The organism is Vibrio sp. 10N.286.51.B11 (assembly GCF_041469245.1).
GTDB lineage: Bacteria > Pseudomonadota > Gammaproteobacteria > Enterobacterales > Vibrionaceae > Vibrio > Vibrio crassostreae_C.
In genome coordinates this window covers 240,294-264,893 of sequence record NZ_JBFRKI010000007.1, presented here as the reverse complement: position 1 = coordinate 264,893, position 24,600 = coordinate 240,294, and the positions used below count along the sequence as shown (strand labels likewise).

The following is a 24,600-nucleotide window of genomic DNA, read 5'->3' as shown; positions in this document are numbered from 1 at the left end:
CACATAATAATTCATCGATATACTGTAACTTGTTGATTTTATTTGTTATCGATATTGGCACGTCTATTGATGTAATAAATTGGTTATTGTTTAAAGAATGTAATTATATGAACAGAATTTTCGTAAGTTGGATTGGCTTCAACGATTTGAAAGCCAAAGATGATAAGCAGCAAGGTGCAATACTCACTTGCCTTCTGGAAGCCGATGTTGCCTACGACTCAGTCGTGTTACTTACAACGGAGAAGTCATCTCAAGTCTCCAACTACATGTCGTGGCTAAGAAGTTCACTTTCATCTCAAAAACGTTATAACGATACCTCTATCGAAACGGTTGAAAGAGCTGTTAAAACGCCTATCGATTATTATTCAATCTATGAACAAGCAAGAGAGGTTCTAGAGTACTTGTCTCAGCAGACGCGCCTGATCACGATAGGGTTGAGTTCAGGAACGCCCGCAATGTCAACGGTTTGGATGCTACTAGCAAAAGGTGTATTTGGTTGCAAATGCATTCAAGCATCACGAGAAAATGGCGTTGAGGAGATAAGCTTACCTGTAGATCTATCTTTGCACTATTTGCAAACTCAAGATAGTCATCTGAGCAAGTTGATGTCGGATAATACAGTGGCTTCATTTTCGGGGATTACGAGTCACTCTTCAGAGATGAATAGCTTGATTCAACTTGCCGCTCGAGTCGCCATCAGAGATGTACCTGTTGTCATTCAGGGCCCAACGGGAACGGGTAAAGAAGTATTGGCAAATGCGATTCACCAAGCAAGCAGCAGATCGCAAGAGAAGCTTGTAATCGTAAACTGCGGTTCTATACCAGAAAGCCTTATCGAGTCAGCGTTGTTTGGACACAAAAAAGGTGCATTCACTGGCGCAGTGTCCGACAAAAAAGGATTTTTTGCGGAAGCTGATGGTGGCACTTTGTTTCTGGATGAAGTTGGTGAGCTTTCTTTATCAGCTCAAGTTCAGCTATTGAGGGCAATACAGCAAGGCGAAATACAACGTGTAGGGGACGATACTTCGACCAAAGTGAATGTCAGAATTATTGCCGCTACCCATAAAAACTTGTTGGCAATGGTCGACGATGGTCTTTTTAGAGAAGATTTGTTTTATCGCTTAGCTGTAGGTGTATTGCAGGTGCCGCGCCTCTCTGAGCGAAAAGAAGATATTCTGCCTTTGTCAGAAGCCTTATTAAAGGAAATCAATCAAGATGCATCAACGCAACCTGGATTCAGCCCGAAGACTTTATCTGAGGGGGCGAAGCAACTTATTTATACATATGACTGGCCAGGAAATGTGCGAGAGTTGAGAACCACCCTGTTAAGGGCGTCAATATGGTCTGAAATTGACCTTATTGAGGATCAACACATAAGGCAGGCCATTATATGGAGAGACAGCAATACGACTAGCGATGATGTCTCATATATTGCTGAGGGGTTTGATTTAAACAATCATCTCGCTGAAGTGAAGAAAAAGCATATCGAACAAGCACTAGTTCAGACTAAGTTTAGAAAAAAAGAAGCAGCTGAGTTACTTGGTCTAGGCAATCACCAAACATTGTCGAATTGGGCAAAAAAAGTCGGTTTAGAAATATAAGGTTAGGGTAGTTAAATGGCTGTTAATTCACTGCATAGTGTTCTGATGAATGTATTCGGGGGTGGGGGCTTTGAAACACCTCCAGGTAGACCCTTATACAGTTATCGCTGTAGCAATGAAAATTATGAAAAAATTCAATCGTTTCTACGACAAAAGTCGGATGAAATGGGGCATGGTAAAAAAGCGCCTGTTTTTGTACATGAAGCCTTTTGCTTGTACGTATCCGAGTGGGTTCGTAGAAACCATAAAACAGGGCATGTGCGTTGGTGTGATGTCTTAGACTCTTTGAACTGGCCTCAATTAACCAATTCGACTTTATCTTACCTTACTGAAAGCGGACTTAAGTATTGGAACCGTCCATTACGAACCAAAGGAAACAAACCTGCATACCTTTTGACCCTAGTTTTGGAAGGTGGTCTTCCACTAAGGATGATGGAAGACAACCAGGGCGCACTAGTCAATTACTTTAAAAAAGTACTTACGGGTATCCGGCAAAACACAAACCATTATGTGCAGAGTAACGAGATTGCAGAAAACTATGAAGACCTGTTGCCTACGTCTCTGAGAAACAAAACAGTATTTGCTTTAGCAGGAGAATTCTGTGGTGCGCTTCACGAGCTTGCTTCTGAAGCTGACGCTTATCGTACAGATACCGTCAACGAGATCAGAAAATTCAAGCCTGATTGGTTTAAGCAGCTACCAGTTGTGATGGATGAGCTGGGAGCTGAAGTATTGGCTCGTGCGGTATATTCAGGGTCTGAACGCAGCCATAGTCATCAGCCCACATTAAAAGTACAGCGAGAATGGCTCAATGATGATGATGAATGTTGGTATTGTGAAGCTAGCTATAAGCTACCTCTACATCTCAAACATGGCTCACTAGAGCAATTCTTTAATCTTGATCCTGCTAGTAAGGCAACAAGGCTGACATTGCGAGGAGTTTCTGAGCGAGATAGTGAAGTGATTGCTTTGTTGTCGAAAGGGAAAGAGCAAGAGTGGACTGTTGAAAAATACCCTGCGTGGAGAAATGTCTTAACGGGAACTAGTGCACTAAAACAAATAAGTTTTGAACTATTTGATGGCACCAGCCACGTAGGCACATATGTTCCATCTGGAGGGGTCGAGTTATCAGACGAGTTACCATGGGTACTAGAAGCGACAAATGAGTATGCTAATGAACTTAGGTTTATCGGTGTAGGTAGTCTTTCGACTACGGCTGAAAGTGTTTATCTAGCGATGCCAATGTCCAACAGCATGTTAATGCTTGATCCTGATGGAGAGCTCGGCATACCCGAGATACTAGATGGAAGCGACCGCTTTCTTGTCCCGATAACTGGAAACTATACCGTTCGTTTAGAGGATGGTCAGTGCTGTGTCATTAAAACTGGTCAGGAGCAAGAATATGCTCCTCACTATCTATTTGGTCGCGCGTCGTTCAAAAATATTACAAGCAAATACCCTATCTTTAGAGGAACGCCAATAATCTACAAGGTAAGCGGCAATGAGTATGTTCGTGTAAATGAAGCAGAGCTATATTGGCGAAAATTACGTGGCGGAGTAGCGAGCTGGCTTTCTTTTTCAGAAGCAACGCCCATGGGGAAATTGGAGATCCGGCAAGTTGTAAATAACGAAGTACTACATAGTACTCGTTGTATGGTACTTCCCGAGCAAGCTCAAATTCAGCTGATTGCGAACTCTGAAAAGTCTGGGTGTGTTAAATTTTTAGGCTTTGGCGATGTAACAGTGGCTGACTTAAATGCAGGACAGTTCGCGTTTACTTCAACTGAATATGACAACTCCGTGTTGTTGTTATCGGTTACATCTAAAGTGCCGAATCATCAGCCATTAAATCTTAGTTTAAGTTGGCCTGGCATGGAGCCTACCGATTTGACAATCCCTTTTCCTGCACAAGGCTGCAGAATAACAGGAATGGCGGATCGGTTAAGAAAATCTCTTACGGTTAATGAGCTATTTGGATTAAGGGCTGAAGGCGTGCAGATTGAAGGAGGAGATAACCGGTTTTTTGTTGAGATCGAAGATCCGACATCTAAGCTAATCCACTCTAATCAGAAGCTCGTTAAGGCGAAATTTGAGATGCTCGCCGAGCCGAGTGAGTCAATCAAATCATTCAACCTAAGTGCGTTACAAGAACCATTAAAGACGCTGTTGTCAAGTGTTGAGCAGAATGAATCTGTAGACTTGAGAGTTTATGGTGTTGGGTGCAGTGATTTAGTAGTTAAAGCTTGTCCATACCCGCTTCAAATATACGCCCAAGAAAACACGATTTGTTTATCACCTGACTGCCTTAACTCACTAGAAGATGGTATTACCTTTAAGGCATATGCGTTGTTTAACCACGGCAAAGAGCCACTCTCTTTAGAAATAAGCCAACAAGGTGTCATTGATAATGATGTCTTAAGACGTGCACCAGGTGCTTGGTTGGTATGTGGAAAACGAGATGGAAAAATAGTAACAAATCAGTTGTTGCATTCATCCGGTAGTGATGAGCAGTTAGCTCTCACACCTGTGCAGAAAGCCTTTATTGACGAGCGTGCAGCATTAGAGTTAATTCGAGAGTTTGGTAATTCAATGGCTTCCAAAAGTTGGTTGGAGTTTGCGAGTCTATTGAATGAAGTCGCAACATTTGATCCACGCTGCTTCCCAATCTTGGCTGTGTTATCGAAACAAGACCACCTGTTGTTAGGGACTCTTTTCCATTCAATATTTAAGGGAATACAAGATCGAATTTGGGATCTAGAAAATAAGCTTGGTTTTTGCTGGGGAAGTATTCCTCTAGAAGCTTGGTCAAAAGCCATTGTCGCGTTCGAGAAGGACTGTACTAATAGCCTTGGCCTCGCTCCGCAAATGTTGTTAATGATGGACACTCCATTGAGGGCCCTATCTGTTAGGGATTGGAGAGTCCGGATCGGCATAGAAAAAGTAATACGTTATATATCATCAACGAACAACCACCCGCTTGTAAGTATCGATATGGTATCAGAGCAAGAGGCAAAACAAGCGTGGCAGGACTTAATTCGTTTGGTTGATAAGCTACCGCGTATGGAGGGGTTTCCAAAGTCGGCCTATTTCAGTGCTTTTGATGGCACTCCTGAAATTAAACAGGCGGTGATGAAGCACTGGTCAACTAAGAACTATGACAAACGAGTAGAATTTTTGGTCAACCATACCTTAGTCGCTGCCGCATTGACGCTTTTAGATTCAGAATCAGAACAGAATTTTAAGCTCGTACAGCCACTTTTAAACTTGGTCCATCAGCAGGCTCCTGAGCATCTTGGACCGCTGTTTAACTATTTTCAAAAAAACTTGGTGAAGTAAATGGAACAAAGAACACATCTTGAATTCGCACCGCTATTGGAACAGCTTCAGACAAGGGCTGAGCGCTCTGTCGTGAGTCAATATGCATTTAGAAGCAAAGCGCTAACATCATTTCTTCGCCAAAGTTTGTCTTCAGAGCCAGGTAGTGATGGCGCGTTGATGGCTGACCCTGTGTTTGAAGCCATGTTTCCATGGCAGCAAGCTGCAAAGTCGATGTCTAGTCTTAAAGGGGATTTGCTTTCAGAGCACCTTGTTGATGTTCTGAAAGGTATAGAAGCGCCGTTTAAGCATCAGTTAACCGCGTGGGATGCTGTCTTGAATGAGTCAAAATCCGTGCTGGTCAGTAGTGGTACCGGTTCGGGTAAAACCGAAAGTTTCATGGTACCGATTCTGGAAGACTTGGTTAGGCAACGTAATGAGAAAAAATCTAAGTTGGTGGGCACGCAAGCTTTGTTTTTGTATCCATTAAACGCCCTAATCAATAGTCAAAAAGAGAGGCTATCTGAGTGGACACAAGCGTTCGGCGGGGATATTCGTTTTGCATTGTTTAACAGTGAAACGGAACGCTATCGCTCTAAGGTAAAAGAGGACCAACAAACAAATCCAGAGCAAATTTTCAGCCGTGAAGAACTTTGGGATAATCCGCCTTCTGTTCTTGTCACAAACGCTACCATGCTGGAATACATGTTGGTTAGGAAAGAAGATGAGCCTGTCCTACAGCAATCAAAAGGTATGCTGAAGTACATAGTCTTGGACGAAGCGCATACTTACGTTGGCTCTCAAGCCGCAGAGCTCGCACTCTTACTTCGTCGCGTAATGCAGGCATTTGGAGTCGGCCCAGGCACAGAAAATGAAGTTCAAATTATCGCTACTTCGGCGACAATTGGTGAAGACACAGAAAAAGGGAATCGACAACTAGCTCGTTATCTGGGGGATTTGGCTGGCGTATCGGAGTCACAGCTTGATGAAAAAGTAAAAGTCATCAGAGGATATCGAGATATTCCTCAGTTGCCGGATATTGATATCGCCATCCCAACGTTTCCTTTGAATGATATGGAAAGCTTGGCGACAAAAAGCCGTGAAGAACTCTACCTAGAGTTGAACAAATACTCTTTGACTCGATTACTGCGACAGGTTTTCGCTAATGATCAAAAGGTGCTGGACCAGATGTCGATTAAGCCTATGCCAGCATACCAACTATCGACATTACATAGTGTTGCTAAAACGTTGGAACCTGAAATAACAATATCGCAGTTACTGAAAGTGCTTGATCTGATGACCTTTGCCAAGGCGGAAGATGCGTTTGTACCATTGCGCATGCACGCTTACCAAAGAACCACCTCTGGGCTCTGGGCTTGTAGCAATAAACATTGTTCCGTAAAGCATCCGACACTCGATTCTGAGGACTGGTATTTTGGTCAAGTTTATAGTGAACATCGCAATACCTGCGCTTGCGGTGCTCCTGTGTTCGAGCTCGTGAGTTGTCATGGTTGTGGCACTTCTTATTTAGCGTGTGAGGAGACCCTTCACAATGGCAATAACTACCTTCGTGCAAGAATTATGGACTTGGATGAAGATGAGTTTGTACTTGATCTCGAACAGCCAGAGGATGAGGCCGACGATGAAGAAACCAGAGGCACAGGCTTTGAACGCCTAATCGGCGAAGGCGGCGACCATTGGAATCTTGGAATTAGCCAGAGCAACTTAAATAAGTTAAACCCAGATGAAGGTGATGCGATCAGCATCTCTCTTATTGCGCCAGTTCAATCCGAAAAAGATGGGGATACCAGGTCGCATTTTCGTTGTGGCTGCTGTGGCGAGAAAGAGTCAAAGAACGGCGGCTTATTTCGCTATGCACGGCTTGGTGCGCCTTTTTTCCTCGGCGACATGATACCTACAATGCTTGAGTTTTCACCAACACCCGCAAAAAAAGCTGAGCAAATGAATCCAAGCAATGGGAAGCGCTTATTGACATTTACTGACTCTCGACAAGGTACAGCGCGAATCTCTTCTCGGTTACAGCAAGATGCCGATAGAAATACCATGAGAACGCTGACATATCATGAGTTAACAGATGGTGACGCTGGGCAATCTCCTGAAGATACTACCCTCGTTGATCAGTTATGTGCGGAACTTGAAGCTAATCCAATGATGGCACCCACTGCGTCACCTATTCGAAAGTTATTATCTGGAGAAGATCTTCCAGCTGAAGAGCGAACTGCTATAGAAGGCTTAGCCCCAATATTAAATATGATGGGTAAACCTGAGTACATTGATGCGTTGCAAGGGCTACTATCCGGAACAGGGAAAACATCAGCAGCGGTGCTTTCATGGGAGAATATGGCACAGCAGTTAGCTAATAGCGGCGCAGAAGTTGATACCATGCGCGGGCAACTAAATGCTTTGTCGGGATTAAACTTGAGTAAACAACAGTATGCAGACTTTAGTTTGTATACAGAATTTGGACGACGCCCGAAGAAAACTTGGTCGCTTGAAAGCTTAGGCCTAGTATCTGTGCAATATCCAGCACTAGAAAAGGTCTTGAAGGTGCCAACGGAATGGAAGGCTTTGGTGACAGAACCAAAAGAGCAGGTCTCTGAGTGGCGTAACCTACTCAAGATAATTTTGGACTTTTACATTCGTGAAAATAGCGCAGTGTTTTTTGATAACGAGCACTATCAACGCTGGATGGGCGCCAAATTCCCACGGAAAATTCTTAAAGGGCCGGGTGTCGAAGCAAAAGAACAACAACGTGATCTACTATGGCCTATGGTTCGGGCTGTTGCCTTAAACCGCATCATTAAGCTGTTAATGGCTGCATTTCCAGCAATTCAGAAGGGAGACAAGTACTGGGAAGACTTGGTTAACTCGCTAATGAAGAGTGCCTGGAACGACCTCAAACCACTTCTGCATCCATTGGAAACTGGTTATCAACTTGATTTGAAATCGCAAGTGACCTTCGCTGCACCCAAAAAAGTATGGATTTGTCCATATACTAGGAAAGCGCTGGATGTAACACTGTGTGGCTATTCACCATATCTACCAAATAAAGACTTACGGGATGTGTTCAAAGCACATCAAGTAGACATGCCTTTACTGCCTAAAAAGTACTGGCGCAATGACGACGATTCTCTTGTTCCCAAATCAGCTCGTCAGGATTGGCTAGAGAGTGATAGCAAGGTGCTCTCGGCTCGCAGCGCGAATATGTGGCCAAACCGAAGTGACCGTATCGCGATGAAAGAGTCATGGTATCGACTGGAAGAACATTCGGCTCAACAAAATGCCGAGGTAAACAAAAATAACGAAGGGCTTTTCAAAGAAGGAAAAGTAAACGTACTGAACTGCTCTACAACGATGGAGATGGGGGTTGATATTGGTGGCATGTCATTGGTTGCGATGAATAATGTTCCGCCTGCGCCTGCCAATTATCTTCAAAGAGCTGGTCGGGCTGGTCGTCGTGGGGAAACAGCGGCAGCAGCGGTGACCTTGTGTAAAAATTCAGCTCATGGCATGGAGGTCTTTCACAATACCCTTTGGCCTTTCACTATGAGTTGTCAGCCTCCTCAAGTGAGACTGGAAAGTGAGTCTATTGTACAACGCCATGTGAATGCGTTTGCCTTGGGGAGTTTTTTACATCAAAAAACTAAAGATGCAACGCGCCTTAACTGTGAGTGGTTCTTTGAAGGTGATGTCAGCCAGTGCAACCGCTTCATCTTGTGGTTAAAAGACTTATCTGTTCAAGGGGATTCAAGTCGTTGGGCAAAAGATGTGAAACGAATCATCAAGGGCACATCTCTTGCACACCTGTCTGTAAAAGCGCTGATTTCCAGAGTATTGGATGCGATTACTTTCGTAGAAAATAGCTGGGAAGAACAACTTAGTATCATGCTAGACAATGCAGAGCAGCTGAAAAATGATGACAAAAACTGGGAGAAGTCGCCAGCAGGTAAGTCAGTGTTGTTTCAGTTGAGGGATTTCCGTGGAGCGTACTTGATTTCTACACTGGCAACGAAAGCGTTCTTGCCTGGGCATGGATTCCCGGTTGGCGTTGTCGACTTTAACTACAAAACCATCGAAGACCTTGAGTTTAGCAAGAGCAAAATTACGGCCAAAGACACCAAAGACATTTCTGGTAAAGACACGGAACAGAAATCATCAAGAACTTTCGCCAGTTTACCTAGCCGAGATTTACCGACGGCATTGCGAGAGTATGCTCCCGGCTCTGATGTAGTGCTTGGAGGTAAGGTATATCGAAGTGGTGGGGTGATGCTAGGAAAGGTATTAGCGTCTGGACAAGAGCTGTCTGGTGATTCGCAACATCTACCATACTTTTGGCATTGTTCAAGTTGTGGTGCTGGTTCAACTCAGCAAACCTGGCCTACCGCGTGTAGCCATTGTGGTACCAAGCTGAAGCAAGATGACATTCACCGATACTTACAACCGGTTGGGTTTGCAACGGACATTCGTTACCAATCCCATAATGATGTGAACCAACCGCGTCAAATGCCTTACAAACAGCCACGAGTGCTATTACCTGCTTCCCAGTGGTTACCGCTGCCTGATCCAACTATGGGGCGTTATCGCTTTAGTAGTAAAGGAGAGCTTTACCATTATTCAGATGGTGAGTTTGGTCAGGGATACTCAGTATGTTTGAGCTGTGGTAGAGCCGATTCCCAAACAATTAAAGGTAGAAAAGCCAAGTCTTTAGTTAAGCCAGAGTTAGAAAATACACATTATCGCCTCCGTGGTGGTAAGAGTGTTAATGATGGCGAGGGTAGAGAAGCCAAGCTGTGTCATGGTTCGGTAATGGTCGATCTTCAGTTGGGTTACAGTGCTCAAACTGATGTTATGGAGGTTCAGCTCCGTGATATTGATGGTACGCCATTAACAAACGAGACAGAAGCTTGGTCTCTTGCCGTAGCGCTTCGTGAGGGATTGGCAAGACATTTGGGTGTTGAAACCTCAGAATTAGGTTTGTCTGTTCAGCAAGCACAAGATGAGTTTGGTGAATTTACCTATTCACTGTTTATTTTTGATAAAACAGCTGGTGGTGCAGGTTATTCGATTCAATTGGCTGAGAGTTGGAAATCAGTCTTCGGTTTAGCGAAAGATGTTCTCTCTTGCGGTTGTGATGCAGCCTGTCACCATTGCCTCCTTAGCTATGACACTCAATTTTTCGTTGATAAATTAGACCATGGTGCGGCGCAGAAGTGGGTAAGTCCATTGATGCTCAATCGATTTGAACTCTCGAATGAACACATGTATCTAGGTGATGAGAGTCAGTTCGAAACGCTTCCTTTGGTTGATCGTGTAAGACTGGAATTGGGTAAGGGGAATGTACAGCGCTGTGGTGTTCTTATCTCCGGTAACACAGAGGCATGGCAACTTGACCGATGGTCGCTAGCAGAGGATCTTATTCGCTATGCAATGAACTTTAATGGCAAGGTGCAGCTCATCTTCACGGAAAAAGACATGAAGGCTTTAGATGACACAGTTAAAGCTCAACTCTCTAGCTACCAGAATCTTCCGGGAAACCCGATTGAGTTAAAACTCATTGATGAGAAACACCTAGACACTGATAAAGGTAAACGTATTGTTTGGTTTGACAAGGGGGCTGAATACAAGGTTTGGGCGACCGATAAAACCTCCTATACAGCACTCAACGAGAGCTGGGGAAGCACACATCAAGGCATTGTTGTATCTGCAAGACAGGTAGAGTGTGCAATGGCAAACCTTGGACAATCGGTTGAGTTTGAATCATTTCAAATTTTGAATGGATCTGCAGATGTGCGTGTCGACTTTCAAGATCAACTGGACAGTAACATTGATGAATTCGGAACTGTATTTTGGGGCTTCATTGAAAAAAATCATCCACCGTTGATGCACAAAATCAAAAGTGGTGTGGCTATCAAAAAAGTCAGCTATAACGACCGTTTCTTGAAAAGTCCATCTACGGTACGAATCTTGGGTGAAATCATCACCAAACTCAACGAGATAACAGGTTGCTACAACGCTGAGTTGTTTGTATCAGCAAACAGCGTCGAAAGCGGTACAAGCAACCAGCAACTAGTGTTCAATGATTGGTGTGAAGATAGCGATCGAAAAGGTGTGATTAGCAGCTTGTTATCCGAAGGATATCTTGGTGCTAGCTGGGAAGGAACCGTAACACTCCGTGCAGGTGACCCTCGTAAAAAGGAAATCGGTCATGCCAGAGAGCTTTCGATTGAGTTTATTGATGGAACCGTTGGCTATATTTTGTTCGATTATGGGTTGGGTTTTTGGAAGATCGATGGCTATGCAAAGTTTGACTTCTTTGTCGACACCGAGACCCAAGCTGAGCGGTTGGCGGCAATGAACTACAAACTCGTGGCGCCAAATTTTCTTTCAAGCTATTTGGTGATCGGAGTTAACGGATAATTCAATACATTCTGCTGCATTAATCACCGTTTGATTCGTTTTCACTGCCTCTGCCATAGAGGCAGTGTTCAAAATCTCATAATATGACGACAACGTCAGTAGCGTCTATGGCTAGCCTAAAAAGAGAAAGCAATGGCACAAAAACAAATTAATTATGCACCGGGAATGCGAATTGTCATTCGCGATGCAGAATGGGTAATTCAAAAAGTGGATCACAGCTCGGATGGTGGTCACTTGATCACCTGTGAGGGCATATCCGAATTAGTTCGTGGTAAAGAAGGGCGATTTCTAACCGTGCTAGAAGGTGATGTCGAAATTCTTGATCCCAAAAGCACTAAATTGGTTGAAGATGACTCTTCAGCCTATAGTGCTTCCAAACTGTACATTGAAAGCATGCTAAGGCAGCGTGTTCCGACTGATGAAAATGTACACCTTGGTCATAAAGCCGCAATGGATCCACTTCCATTTCAATTAGACCCTGTAAAAATGGCATTGAGCCAACCGAGACAACGTATTCTTATTGCCGATGCCGTAGGTTTAGGTAAAACACTCGAAGCGGGTATCTTGGTGTCTGAGCTCATCAGGCGCGGTAAGGGTAAACGTATACTCGTGCTTGCTGTCAAATCAATGCTGACTCAATTCCAGAAAGAATTTTGGAGCCGTTTTTCGATTCCGCTAACTCGTTTAGATTCCGCTGGCTTGCAGAAGGTTCGCAATCGTATCCCAACGAATCACAACCCGTTCCACTATTATGATAAGTCGATTATATCCATCGATACAATCAAGCAAGATGTGGAATACCGACACTATCTAGAGAGTGCCTATTGGGACATCATCATCATTGATGAAGCTCATAATGTTGCGGAGCGCGGAAGTCAATCTCAGCGTAGTAAACTAGCGAAGTTGTTGTCCCGTCGTAGCGATACTTTGGTTATGCTCTCTGCAACACCACACGATGGTAAACCAGAGAGTTTCGCGAGCTTGATGAATATGCTCGATGCGACGGCGATCGCGAACCCGAGCGAATATAGCTATGACGATTTCAAAGATAAAAACCTTATCGTTCGTCGCTTTAAAAAAGACGTTAAAGATCAAATGGCGGGTGAGTTTCCTGACCGAAATATCGAGCGCATTCACGCGCAAGCAAGTATCGAAGAGGAAGAAGTTTACCGTCGATTGGTTGAAAGTCATTTGAAAGGTATGGATGGCGAGCGCAAGAGCAGCCGCCTTTTCAAAGTGACACTGGAAAAGACCTTGTTTTCTAGCCCTATGGCGTGTTTGTCTACGGTTGAAAATCGAATCAAACGTTTGGAAAGCAAGAACGATTTGGCGCTCCAAGAAGATATTTCAGAACTAGAAATATTGGCAAGCTCATTACGGAATATAGATAAACACAGTTTCAGTAAATACCAAGCATTGCTATCTACAATTAACAAAGACTTGAAGTGGAAGAAAAACAAAGCCGATGATCGCTTGGTTATCTTTACTGAAAGCCTGAAAACGTTGGATTTTCTTTACCAAAACCTTAAACAAGATCTCGGATTGAAAGAAGATGCTATTCAGCAACTTCATGGTGGTATGTCAGATACAGAAATCATGGACGTCGTTGAAGACTTCGGAAAAGAAAGCGCGAAGATTCGGCTGTTAGTGTGTTCTGATGTGGCCTCTGAAGGTATCAACCTTCATCACCAAAGTCACAAAATGATTCACTTTGATGTGCCATGGTCACTTATGGTATTCCAGCAGCGTAATGGCCGTATTGACCGTTATGGCCAACAGCATCAACCACAAATCCGTTACATGCTTACAGAGAGTGCTAACCAACGCATCCGTGGTGATATGCGTGTTTTAGAGGTTCTGATTGAAAAAGACGACCAGGCACAAAAGAACATCGGTGATAGTTCTGAGTTTACCAGAGCCTATTCTCAAGAGGACGAAGAATATCAAGTTGCTAACGTCATGTTAAACAGTGACGTAGAGTTCGACTCCGCAGCCTACCTCGACAGCTTTTATGACAGCAATGTTAGCGATGATGACGATGATATTTTTGCCGACTTTTTTGATGACTCACCAGTATCTGAGGATGAAACGGGTCAATATGAAGAGATCAGTCTGTATCAGGATGACCTTGATTATTGCCAAAACGCTCTAAAATATCTGAAACATACAGATTCCAATAAAAATCTAATCTTTGATGTGGACAAAAATGGTGTTTTAGAGCTGTTTGCGCCCCGCGATCTTCGTCAGCGGTTCAAATTCTTACCACCCGAAATTCAACCGCGTGAAGAGAATAAATATACGCTTAGGTTGAGTAATAAACTCGATATTATCAATCAAGAGATCGTTCGTTGCCGAAGCGAGCAAACGGCTTGGCCAGCGATCCAATATTTGTGGCAGATCAACCCGGTTGCTCAATGGCTCGGTGACAAAATGATGAGTGTGTTTGGTCGTCATCAGGCCCCAGTGTTGCGTATGACACAGATGTTCGAATCGTATGAAGACCACTTTATTTTGTCCGGCTTGTTCCCAAATCGTAAGTCTCATCCAATGGTTAACCCATGGCTGGTGGTCAGTTTTGAAGAGGGTGAGCTTTGCGGTATTGAAACGTTCGAACGCTTTGTAGAAAAGTACCCGTTCCACGTTAGCTCATTGGCTAACCCAGGGGGCGAGCGTAATAGTGAACGCCAGGCTCAGTTGCTGCCTAAAGCTATTGACTATGCGCTTCCGCAATTTAAGGCAATGCGCGATGACGTTGACCAGCAACTTAACCAGAAGTTGAGTGATCAAATAGAGAAACTTGAAGCATTGAAGGGTAAGCAGCTGCGTCAACTTGAACTGGATCTTGACGATAGCAAACAAGCTCAGAAAGTTGTTCAGGATCGCAAAGCACAGCGTGAAAGAGAGATTGAGCAAGTCTTTGATGAATATCTACATTGGATTGAAGACACCATGACAACGGAAACAACGCCATACGTCCAGGTAGTGGCAGTTCTAACCGGCACAGAGGGTTATTAAAATGGCACTTGTAGGTATTTACAACGAAAATGACTTCTACTCACACCATTATCTAAGTGAGATTTTCGTCACCGATATCCGTGGTGTATTGGATGTATGGCAGCAAAAAGAAACGCAAGCTAGAGAAGCGGAGCGCCAAGAGCGTGACAAGGGTGGAAACCCTAGTACCGGCTATCGTGCGCCACATGTGGCGTTAAATAGTTATTCAACAGAGTACTTCCGCGAACTAAACAAGCACAAAGAGATCAAGGCAGAGCAGAAGCGGCTAAGCAACCAGCGTAGTCGTTGGACACCGATTCTTGAAGCCTTAGGCTATGCACTAAAACCGACTCAAGTATTAATTGAGGGCGGGGAGTTGCCAGTACTGTCGGCGTATCAAGATACCAATGGGTCACCATTACTTTGGATAGTGGAAGCACACGATTTGTCTAATGATGATTGTGCCGATCCACTATCGTTGCCGCTGTTACCGAGTCAGCTCGCTGAAATAAATGAAGAACACCGTAAGCAAATTTCACTAGGCAATAACGAAGATGCGCTAACGTGGCAGGATCTTATTTCCAAGAAAGTGTTTAGCGCAGAAGAGCCACCAAGGTGGGTCCTATTGCTGGGCAACAGACAATGCTTGTTGTTAGACCGAACAAAATGGGCGCAAAACCGACTCCTGCGCTTTGATTTTGAGGAAATCCTGGGCAGAAAAGAAGTAGAGACATTAAAGGCAACGGCTGCTCTGTTGCATAAAGATTCGATTTGCCCTGAACAAGGTCAGAACCTCCTCGATAGCTTAGATGAGAACTCACACAAGCATGCGTTTGCTGTTTCGGAAGACCTGAAATATGCACTACGTGAGTCCATTGAATTACTGGGTGACGAGGCCGCGAAGCAGCTCATCGAAAAGGGCTTTACGTACGATGGCCAAAACAATATAGACCCAAATCAACTCAGTCTTGAGTGTTTGCGCTATATGTATCGTATGTTGTTTCTTTTCTATATCGAAGCCCGGCCCGAGTTACAGTACGCACCTACGGACTCAGAAACCTATTTGAAAGGCTACAGCTTAGAAGCGCTTCGCGAACTCGAAATGGTTGATTTGACCACGGAAGAGTCGCGTAATGGTCGTTACATTCATGACAGCCTTCAAATGCTTTTCCGTCTAGTATCGGAAGGGTTCAGCGGCAAGCAAAAGAAAGACGCTCGTCAGGCGAAAAAGTATGGTGAGCAAGATACCGACTTCTTTGATAGCGATGCAAAACACGTTATTACTCATAGCTTTTCAATTCGCAAACTAGAGAGTCATCTGTTTGACTCCAAACGAATGCCTAATTTGAGTAAGGTCGTGTTCCGTAACGAGACACTGCAGCGTGTCATTGAACTCATGTCCTTGAGTCGCCCAAGTAATGCCAAAGGAAAAGGCAAGGGTAAACGCCGTGGTCGAATTTCTTACGCACAATTGGGTATTAACCAATTAGGCGCAGTTTATGAGGCACTACTTTCGTATCGAGGTTTCTTTGCGAAAACTGACCTTTATGAAGTCAAAAAGGCCAAAGAAGAAGTCAATGAACTTGAGACAGGCTATTTCGTCTCAGCTGCGCAGTTGGAAGAATACACAGAAGATGAAAAAGTCTTCAACAAAGATGGAACGCTTAAATGTCACCCCCGTGGCAGTTTTATCTACCGTATGGCAGGGCGAGATCGCGAGAAATCGGCCTCTTACTATACTCCCGAAGTACTCACTCAATCGTTAGTGAAATATGCGCTCAAAGAGCTGTACAAAGAACAGATAGAGCCGATTGAGGGCTTGCACGCCAAGGCCGATAAAATCTTGTCGCTAAAGGTATGTGAGCCTGCAATGGGTAGTGCGGCGTTCTTGAACGAAGCGATCAACCAACTGGCAGAAAAATATCTAGAACTTAAACAACTTGCGGAAGACGTTCGGATCCCTCAAGAAAACTACACTCGTGAACTGCAACGAGTGAAAATGTTTATTGCTGACAACAACGTTTACGGTGTCGACTTAAACCCAGTTGCGGTCGAGCTGGCAGAGGTGTCACTTTGGCTGAACGCCATCAGTGATGAGGCGTTTGTACCTTGGTTTGGATATCAGCTGTATAACGGTAACTCATTGATTGGTGCGCGTCGTCAAGTGTTCTCGGTGGGTGACCTAAGCTACAAAAAAGCTAAAGACCCAAGTTGGCTTAATAGTGAACCTAAACGCCTCGCTCATAGTGAGCAACGTAATGAACAAGAGATATATCACTACCTTCTGCCAGACAATGGCATGGCGAACTACAACGATAAAGTCGTCAAAGCGTTGAAAGAGTTCGAAATCAAAACCATTAATGAATGGCGCAAAGGCTTTGTGAAGTCATTAACACTCGATGAAGTCGCGCAGCTAAAGCGCATTTCAGCGAAAATTGATGACTTATGGCAGCAGCACACAGAACAACGTCGAAAAGAACGTGGTATTACTACTGATGCGCTAAAAGTTTGGCCAGATTCCAGCAACTCTGCGCAAAAAAGCTCGACCAGCGATAAAGATAGGTTGCTATCTCAGTCTCAACAATCGAGTGCCTCAGTCTATCCACGTCTAAAAATGGTGATGGACTACTGGTGTGCGCTTTGGTTCTGGCCTATTGATGGTGCCAACGACCTGCCAAGTCGAGCTGAGTACTTTGGTGAGTTGGAACAAGTCCTTGAAGGCTATGTTGAGACAGAGTCAGTTACCATAGAAAGCTCAGGTCAAATGGCCATGTTTGAACAAGGTAGCCAGAATACGCAAGACCTGTTCACAACTGACAGTAAAGGTGTGGTGGATAAGGCGTTCCTATATAATGTATTTCCTCGCTTACGCAAAGTCGATACGCTGGCAACACGCTATAAGTTTTTCCATTGGGAGCTCGAGTTTGCAGATCTGTTTGCAGACAATGGTGGTTTTGACTTGATCCTTGGTAACCCACCATGGCTGAAAGTTGAGTGGCAAGAAGGTGGCGTGATGGGGGATTACGAGCCTCAGTTTGTGCTGCGTAAGTTCTCCGCATCAAAGCTAAACACGTTAAGAGCAGAGACTTTTGAAAGACTGCCAATGCTTGAGCAAAACTATTATGGAGAGTTTGAAGAAGCCTCTGCGACTCAGAACTTCCTGAACGGATTGGTAAATTATCCAGAGTTAAAGGGGATTCAAACTAACCTATATAAATGTTTCTTGCCACAAGCATGGCGTATCGGTAATAAAACCGGAGTAAGTGGCTTCTTGCATCCAGAGGGGACGTATGATGATCCTAAGGGGGGTAAATTAAGATCACTAATTTATCCAAGACTTAAAGCGCATTTTCAGTTTCATAATGAGATGAGTCTATTTGCTGAAGTACATCATGCGACGATGTACTCGATAAACGTTTATGGTCCGCATCGAGATGAAGTTCATTTTGAGCATATTGCAAATTTATTTACCCCGAGCACAATCGATACTTGTTATCAATATGTGGGTGACGAGCCTGTTCCTGGATTAAAAGACATCGAAACTATTGATGGTAAAGTAGGTGTCAATTGGAGCGTAAAAGCTCACTCATCTAGGATTCTCGCTGTTGGTGAAAATGAGTTGAGGTTGTTTGCTTCGCTTTATGACCAAACAGGTACTCATTATTTGTCAGCTCGTCTACCTGCATTGCATTCTTCGCAATTGTTATCTGTTCTTGAAAAGTTCGCTTCCCAATCAATGAAGTTGTCTGACTTGTCTAATGACTATCTTTCTTTAGAAATGTGGCATGAAACGAATGCTCAGAAGGATGGGACGATAGATCGTTTGACTACTTTTGTAGACAAATCTAACCAGTGGGTGGTGTCTGGTCCTCATTTCTTTGTAGGTACTCCGTTCTATAAAACCCCTAGAGCAGAGTGTAACTTGAGTAGTGACTATGATGGTATTGATCTAACAACCATTAGTGATCAATATCTCCCGCGTACAAACTACGCCCCAGCATGTGATGAGCAAGAGTATCTGAAGCGTACGCCAAGGGTTCCATGGGTTGATGAAAAGGATTTGGCTAAATGGAAGTCTGAGGGTTCAGATCCTGTAAGTAAGCCGGAACCGCGTCCAGTGACGGATTACTATCGTTTTGTGAATCGTGAAATGATTGGACCATCTTCTGAGCGAACAATGATTTCAGCTATTATTCCGAAAGGAGTTGGGCATATACATACATGTTTAACGACTATATTTAAGGAAGTTGATGATTTAATGAGTTTTTACTGTAATACAGTATCAATACCCGTTGACTTTCGTGTGAAAAGTACAGGTTCAGGACACGCTAATATTTCTTTAATTAATCAGCTTCCGGTTCTTAATGATGATATTTATAAGCCAGCGCTTTACTCTCGCGCACTGAGTTTAAATGCTCTCACTCTTGATTATAAGGATTTATGGTATGAAGTATTTTCATTGCAGAATTTTACAAAGGAACGGTGGGCAAAACAGGACACCCGCCTACCTAATAGTTTCTTCCAAAACTTAACCCCTGAATGGCATCGAGATTGTGCGCTACGTACAGATTACGCTCGTCGTCAGGCGTTGGTCGAAATTGACGTGCTGGTTGCAATGGCTCTGGGTATGACCTTAGAAGAGCTGAAAACCATCTACCGTGTTCAGTTCCCAGTAATGCGCCAGTACGAGGCGGATACGTGGTACGACCAAACCGGCCGCATCGTGTTTACTTCGTCCAAAGGTTTAATTGGTGTTGGCCTAGATCGTAAGTTCAACAAGAAGAATGCTTTTTCCACAGCTATCAAAGAAGGGGTCTATTCAGACCGTTTTCAAGGTATAGGCTCAAAACTCGAGCCGTTGACTGGCGCTAACCTTCAGCTAGGTTGGGAAGATATCCGAGAACTGAAATCAGGTAAGGTTTATAAAACCTATATGGATGACACTCAGCCAGGTGGCCCAGTCGAGCGCACTATCGAGTATGTGGCACCATTCGATAAATGCGACCGAGAGCAGGACTGCGAGATGGTATGGGCAGAGTTTGAGCGCCGGTTTGCTGAAAAAACGTTGGTAAAGTAGATATTGTGTATCCCACGATGAGTTTGAGCCCATAGATGGGCTCATTCTTTATGCGGTGGTGGAAATCATTTTAAGGAAGAAGTGTTAATGAGTTTGCAAAAAGCAGAGTTGCAACAGTTTAGAAAAGACAAATATCAGCTTAATGAGATGACTGGCGAAAGCATGCTTCAAGAAGATGCGAAGTCTGATCTGCATAACAGTGTCAATATCATTTCCGAACAGCTCTACTCTAAAGACGTTCATTTTGTTTTTGAGCTCATCCAAAACGCCGAAGACAACCATTACGAGGAGGGAGTAGCACCAAAACTCCATTTTGAACTGTTGGAGTATGATCCAACTGGGACTGATGGTTCGAACGGTTGTCTCGCTATCTTTAACAATGAGCTTGGCTTCAATATCAAAAACATCAAGGCCGTTTCTTCCATTGGTAAATCAACTAAGGCAGGCAACAAAGATGCGGGTTATATTGGTGAAAAGGGCATCGGCTTTAAGTCGGTCTTTAGTGTATCTCCAAGCCCCCATATCTTTTCTAATGGCTATCACTTTCTGTTTAAAGATAAAGATGATGTCGCAGGACTTGGTTACATCATCCCATATTGGGTTGATGGCGTTCCTGCCTTGGTGCAAAAGAAACTGCAGGATTACAACACTTGTATCCTATTGCCACTAAGGGCAGATAAAGAGCGCGATATCCAGAAAAAGATCAAGCATGAACTGAACAATCTTGATGCGTCGATACTACTTTTTCTCAATAAGCTTGATGAGTTAACGGTAAGAGTCGATGGCAAGCTACGTCGTTACTCGAAGCAGTTAGATGGTGCAGTTACAACCTTGATAAACCAGCAGGGGGAGGCTATCGAATCAACCGACTATTTGGTAGTCAAGAAGTCGATTGATGTTCCTTCTACTCTAACTGAAGAGAAGCGTGACGGTGTTGTTAGGCGCGATCTTTGTATTGCGTTTAGAAAAGATCTTAAGCCAGAGGAGAGGCCAAATCATAAGCTTTACGCCTATTTGCCAACAGAGCTACATACAGGGTTACCATTTCTCGTAAACGCAGATTTTCTATTGCCTGCCAGTCGTGAATCCGTGTTAGTGGACAAGCTATGGAACCATTGGATGCGTGATGAGGTGGCTGATTTTGCCTCAGAATCACTATCCAGATTATTGGTAGAAAGTAAGACAGCTGATTACTTTTCTCAAATTCCACATCTTGACAACTGCACCGAAGAATTTTTGCGGCCGATTTTCAAAAAAATTCTTGAGTCCCTTGAACAAACTTCTTTCATTCCTTCACTTACAGGGATGAGAAACTTACCAAATGATATCTGCTTTGCTGATGAAGAAGTGACTGACTTACTGTCACGATTAAATAGTAACGAAGACATACTACCGGCTAGGGTTTTGTCTCAATCCGTAAGACCTTATGAGCGGTTGTTGAGACAATTTCATGAGCTTCAACTCGATGCAGAAGAGATATTAAGCTATCTAAACGCGGCTCAAGTTGAATTAACCGCCCTGCCTGAAGCTTGGTTTGTTTCCATGCTCCACTGGTTATCACGTCAAGATGACGAATTTCATTACAAGACCGATGACAATGGGCTAGAGCTTTTGCATCAGGCACCATTATTTCTTACCGAAAACGGAGTGTTTTCCAGCCATAACCAAGCGCTATTTTTGTCATCGAATACTCATATCGAGTATCCAGTGTTATCAACACCATCTCATAAGACTAATCACGGTTTAATTTCGACATCTTTCCAAAAGTTACTACAAGAACAACCAGGTACGTTGGCATTCGTCAAAGAGTACTTCGACATTGAAGTTTTAAGCCAGAGTGAGTACTTGGCAAAAGTAGCGTTGCCATTTTGTGAGGATCACTGGCAGGAAATAGAACATGAATCTCTTTGGAACTTGAACTATTTTGTTGTTCAGCATTGGTTTAGCCTCAATGACCATACCAAGAGAACTCTTGATAAAAATTTACCTTTCAAAAACCGAGCAGGAAGCTTCGAGTTAAAAGAAGAAAAGCAGTTAGTCACGCCTGAGGGGGATGAAAGCTCTTTTGTCTGGCAAACTCTTTTTAACTCAGAGGAGCAAGAGCACTTTTTAGTGTTATCAAATGACTATTTGGAACTGTTCGATAAGTTCGAAAAAGTAAACAAGGGTGATTTTTATGGCGCTGTTGGAGTATCTGCGACTCCGCTCCCAAAGACTTTTACGGTAACGAAATCCTCCCGCTATGGTCGTACACAACTACCTGAAGGTATCTTCAGTGACAACTATGAAACTTACTTAAGAAATAAGATTGATGGATTAGACTCTACGGGTGTGATTAGGGCCGATTGCTACAAACTACCTGCAGTTTGCTTATCTCCAGATGCCTTTTCAAGTAAAGCGTTAGGGAAGGCTTTTGTTCAATGGTTAGTTGCATTAGAAAACAAATTGTTGAGCCCCATTTTAATTAGGTATTTCTATCGAACCAGCTACGCGCAGAGAGCAGATGGTGAGCTTTATCAATGGCTCAAAGATAGTAAATGGCTGCCGACACAAAATGGATTAAAAAGGCCGGACGAAACTTTCATCGCCACTCAAGGGAGCCGTGAGCTGTATGGGAATGCTGTCAACTTTTTAGATGATGACTTTACCTTGAGCCAACCCTTAGCCGAGAAGCTAGGAGTGGCCTCTGAAGTGAACTCTAAAACTGTGTTAAAAGTGTTGAGAAGCTGGTCAGCCCATAATGATGAGGCCAATGTTGACGATGTGATGAAGCTTTATGACCGACTTGCCGACACGGGCTCCGACCTTGAAAATTTGTTTGCAAAAGAAGCATTGATTTACTGCCCTTCAGGAGAGCGGAATTGGTGTAAGTCAGGAAAGGCGATTTGGAAATCGCAAAAAGAGGTGCTAGGACAGCTGTTTCATTGGCTGTCAGATGTCTATCCAGACTACAAAACGCAGTTTTGGTTGAACACCGTAAAAGTCTCTCAGCACCCTAAGCCTCGGAGTTTTGCAGATGCGTGGCTTCATCTTCAAACCTTGCCAGTTATTGATAAAGATAAAAGCAGAAATGTTCGAAACAAGTTGGCTGCTATCTATGAACGTCTGATTTCTTATATAAAAGTAACAGGTATTAATAATCTTGAACCGTGGTTTGAAGAGTTTGTTAGTCAAGCTCGCTGTTTTACACAGAACTATCGATGGGAAAGCAGACTCACTACATACATTAGTGATGACAGGAGAGTTGCCAAGCTCTTTGAAGGCAGGGTTGAGTTCTTTTGGCGGACTCGAGGCAAAACACACGCTGATTTTGATCTTTTGTATAGTGCACTGCGCCTTAAGGGCGTAAGTGAAGAAGTGTATCGAGAAGTTGACTTAGACACAGCAGAGTTAACTTCGCCCCCTCAGCCTATTTTGACTAGCCATAGCCGACTGTTGCTTGCTTACTATTATAAACAGTATTTATCCAAGTCTGGCTCGGTAGTGGAAGATTGGTACAACAAACCAGAGATTTTTGATCTGCTAACAGTCAACGAATACTGTATTTCAGAAGATATTTCGGTTTCCTATGAGCTGATCGATCGTGTTGCTTATGACTCCGTAGAAGTTCTATTCGATGATGAGCAAGCGGTATTGCTTTACAACGTCGCAGGTAAAGATACCGAAGATCTCGTGGATGATTTAGCCGAAGAGATTAGCAAGTTGATTGTGACAAAAGCATTCATTGAGGAACAAGACCACATTCGGCCTCTGTTAAATGTGACCAGTCGTAGGCGGTTTGATAAACGAATTGAGAAGAAGCATTGGGAGAATGTTTTAACTAAAAAAGAAGTTCAGATAATCAAATCACTTAGACGTCAAACGGAAGATGACGATCCATCTAAGGCGAAAGACAACGAGACCGAAGTCGAGGATACGGTCGATTATACTAATTCCAGCGACAATAGCTCTGATGATCAAACAAGGACTCGTAAAGAAAGGGAGAATTCGGATTTCAATGAGTTTTCCGCTGAAGATCCTAACGAAGACTCTGAAAATAAGGGGGAACCCAACGGTGGTTCGCGTACCTCTATGGGTGGTGGCGCTTTTAGTAATGACGGTTCGAATCGATTTGACTCTCAAGGTACTGACGAAGGTTCAAGAGGAGCGGGTTCTAACACATCAGAGAAGCCCAATCGGGAAGAAAGCTCACAAGGTTCAACAGCTGGAAGAAAGCACTCTAATGGCCGAAGAGCATCGTCCGGCGAGGGTTGGCAAAATGATAACGAGGTAAATGGCACGTCTTCTCGGTCACCAAGCTACCGTATGGTCAGCTATGTGGAGAAAAATGAGCATCAATCAGTAAGTGATAAGGACAAAAAGGCGCGTGCCAAGAAAGTAGGCGACAAAGCCGAAGTTATTGTAGTGAAATGGCTACAGAGAGAGGGTTTTGATGTTGAGCATTTAGGTGGCAATAATCCAGGCTTTGATATTCGAGCAACAGATACTAAAACAGGTGAGACTTATTTTGTTGAAGTAAAAGGTATGCTCGGAACCTGGAGCCTGATGGGTTTTGCACTTTCAAACACTCAAATGGAGAAGTGCCGAGACTACGCTGATAACTATTGGTTAATAGTGGTAGAAAACGTGGTCAATGAACCTAAACTTTATCAACTAATAAACCCAGCAGAAAAAATAGACGCTTATTGTTTTGACTCAAATTGGAAGCACATAGCGGAACAAGTTGTTGTTTTTGAAAATTCATCGAGTGAAGGCAGACAACGTTCTGCAGAGTGCGATGATGGGGAAGAAATGATTGATGAAGACTTTTTCTACTGTCAAAAGCATAAAGATTTGTACTTCAAATGTGCTGAGGTTGGAGTTGGTATGCCAGATGTGGGATTTGAACTACAAGATCCCTATCATGAAGTCATATGTGAACTCGAACTAGCTTGGCCGAAGCACAAAAAAGGGGTCTATACAGGGGATGACAAACCTTGGTTTCAAGGTTGGGAGTTCAAAACTGTTGAAGAGGTGCTAGAAGATCTAAGTTGGTTGGATGCTTAAATATCTTTAGCCCTAGTAATTTCTCAAACGCCGAGCACATATTATTGCTCTCGGTGTTTGGGTAATACTTATTACATTTGGTAATTATTATTACGTTTAGCTAAGCTGTTTATGGTAAAATTCATTTAT

6 protein-coding genes are annotated in these 24,600 nt (G+C 43.6%); all 6 read left to right on the top strand.

Annotation, left to right across the window (positions count from 1 at the left end; translation table 11 throughout):
• Window positions 1-107: 107 nt before the first annotated feature.
• Window positions 108-1,601, top strand: a complete 1,494-nt coding sequence (locus AB4154_RS03800) for a sigma-54 dependent transcriptional regulator (protein WP_108020464.1) — start codon at window positions 108-110, stop codon at window positions 1,599-1,601.
• A 15-nt stretch (window positions 1,602-1,616) separates the two neighbouring features.
• Complete coding sequence (locus AB4154_RS03795) at window positions 1,617-4,937, top strand: STY4851/ECs_5259 family protein (protein WP_372122240.1); 3,321 nt, start codon at window positions 1,617-1,619, stop codon at window positions 4,935-4,937.
• A complete protein-coding gene (locus tag AB4154_RS03790) occupies window positions 4,938-11,354 on the top strand; it encodes a DEAD/DEAH box helicase (protein ID WP_372122239.1) in 6,417 nt (2,138 codons plus the stop codon).
• Window positions 11,355-11,486: 132 nt separating this feature from the next.
• Window positions 11,487-14,369, top strand: coding sequence for a DEAD/DEAH box helicase (locus AB4154_RS03785; RefSeq protein WP_372122237.1), 2,883 nt, complete (start codon window positions 11,487-11,489; stop codon window positions 14,367-14,369).
• 1 nt (window position 14,370) lies between these two features.
• On the top strand, window positions 14,371-19,425 hold the full coding sequence (locus tag AB4154_RS03780; protein WP_372122236.1) for an Eco57I restriction-modification methylase domain-containing protein: 5,055 nt from the start codon (window positions 14,371-14,373) through the stop codon (window positions 19,423-19,425).
• Window positions 19,426-19,512: 87 nt separating this feature from the next.
• Window positions 19,513-24,471, top strand: coding sequence for a sacsin N-terminal ATP-binding-like domain-containing protein (locus AB4154_RS03775; RefSeq protein ID WP_372122234.1), 4,959 nt, complete (start codon window positions 19,513-19,515; stop codon window positions 24,469-24,471).
• Window positions 24,472-24,600: the final 129 nt, after the last annotated feature.

What these genes read in the sequence shown, in the direction of transcription:
- AB4154_RS03800 (WP_108020464.1), top strand. Translation starts at nt 108, where the DNA reads ATGAACAGAATTTTCGTAAGTTGGATTGGCTTCAACGATTTGAAAGCC.
- AB4154_RS03795 (WP_372122240.1), top strand. Translation starts at nt 1,617, where the DNA reads ATGGCTGTTAATTCACTGCATAGTGTTCTGATGAATGTATTCGGGGGT.
- AB4154_RS03785 (WP_372122237.1), top strand. Translation starts at nt 11,487, where the DNA reads ATGGCACAAAAACAAATTAATTATGCACCGGGAATGCGAATTGTCATT.
- AB4154_RS03775 (WP_372122234.1), top strand. Translation starts at nt 19,513, where the DNA reads ATGAGTTTGCAAAAAGCAGAGTTGCAACAGTTTAGAAAAGACAAATAT.
- AB4154_RS03790 (WP_372122239.1), top strand. Translation starts at nt 4,938, where the DNA reads ATGGAACAAAGAACACATCTTGAATTCGCACCGCTATTGGAACAGCTT.
- AB4154_RS03780 (WP_372122236.1), top strand. Translation starts at nt 14,371, where the DNA reads ATGGCACTTGTAGGTATTTACAACGAAAATGACTTCTACTCACACCAT.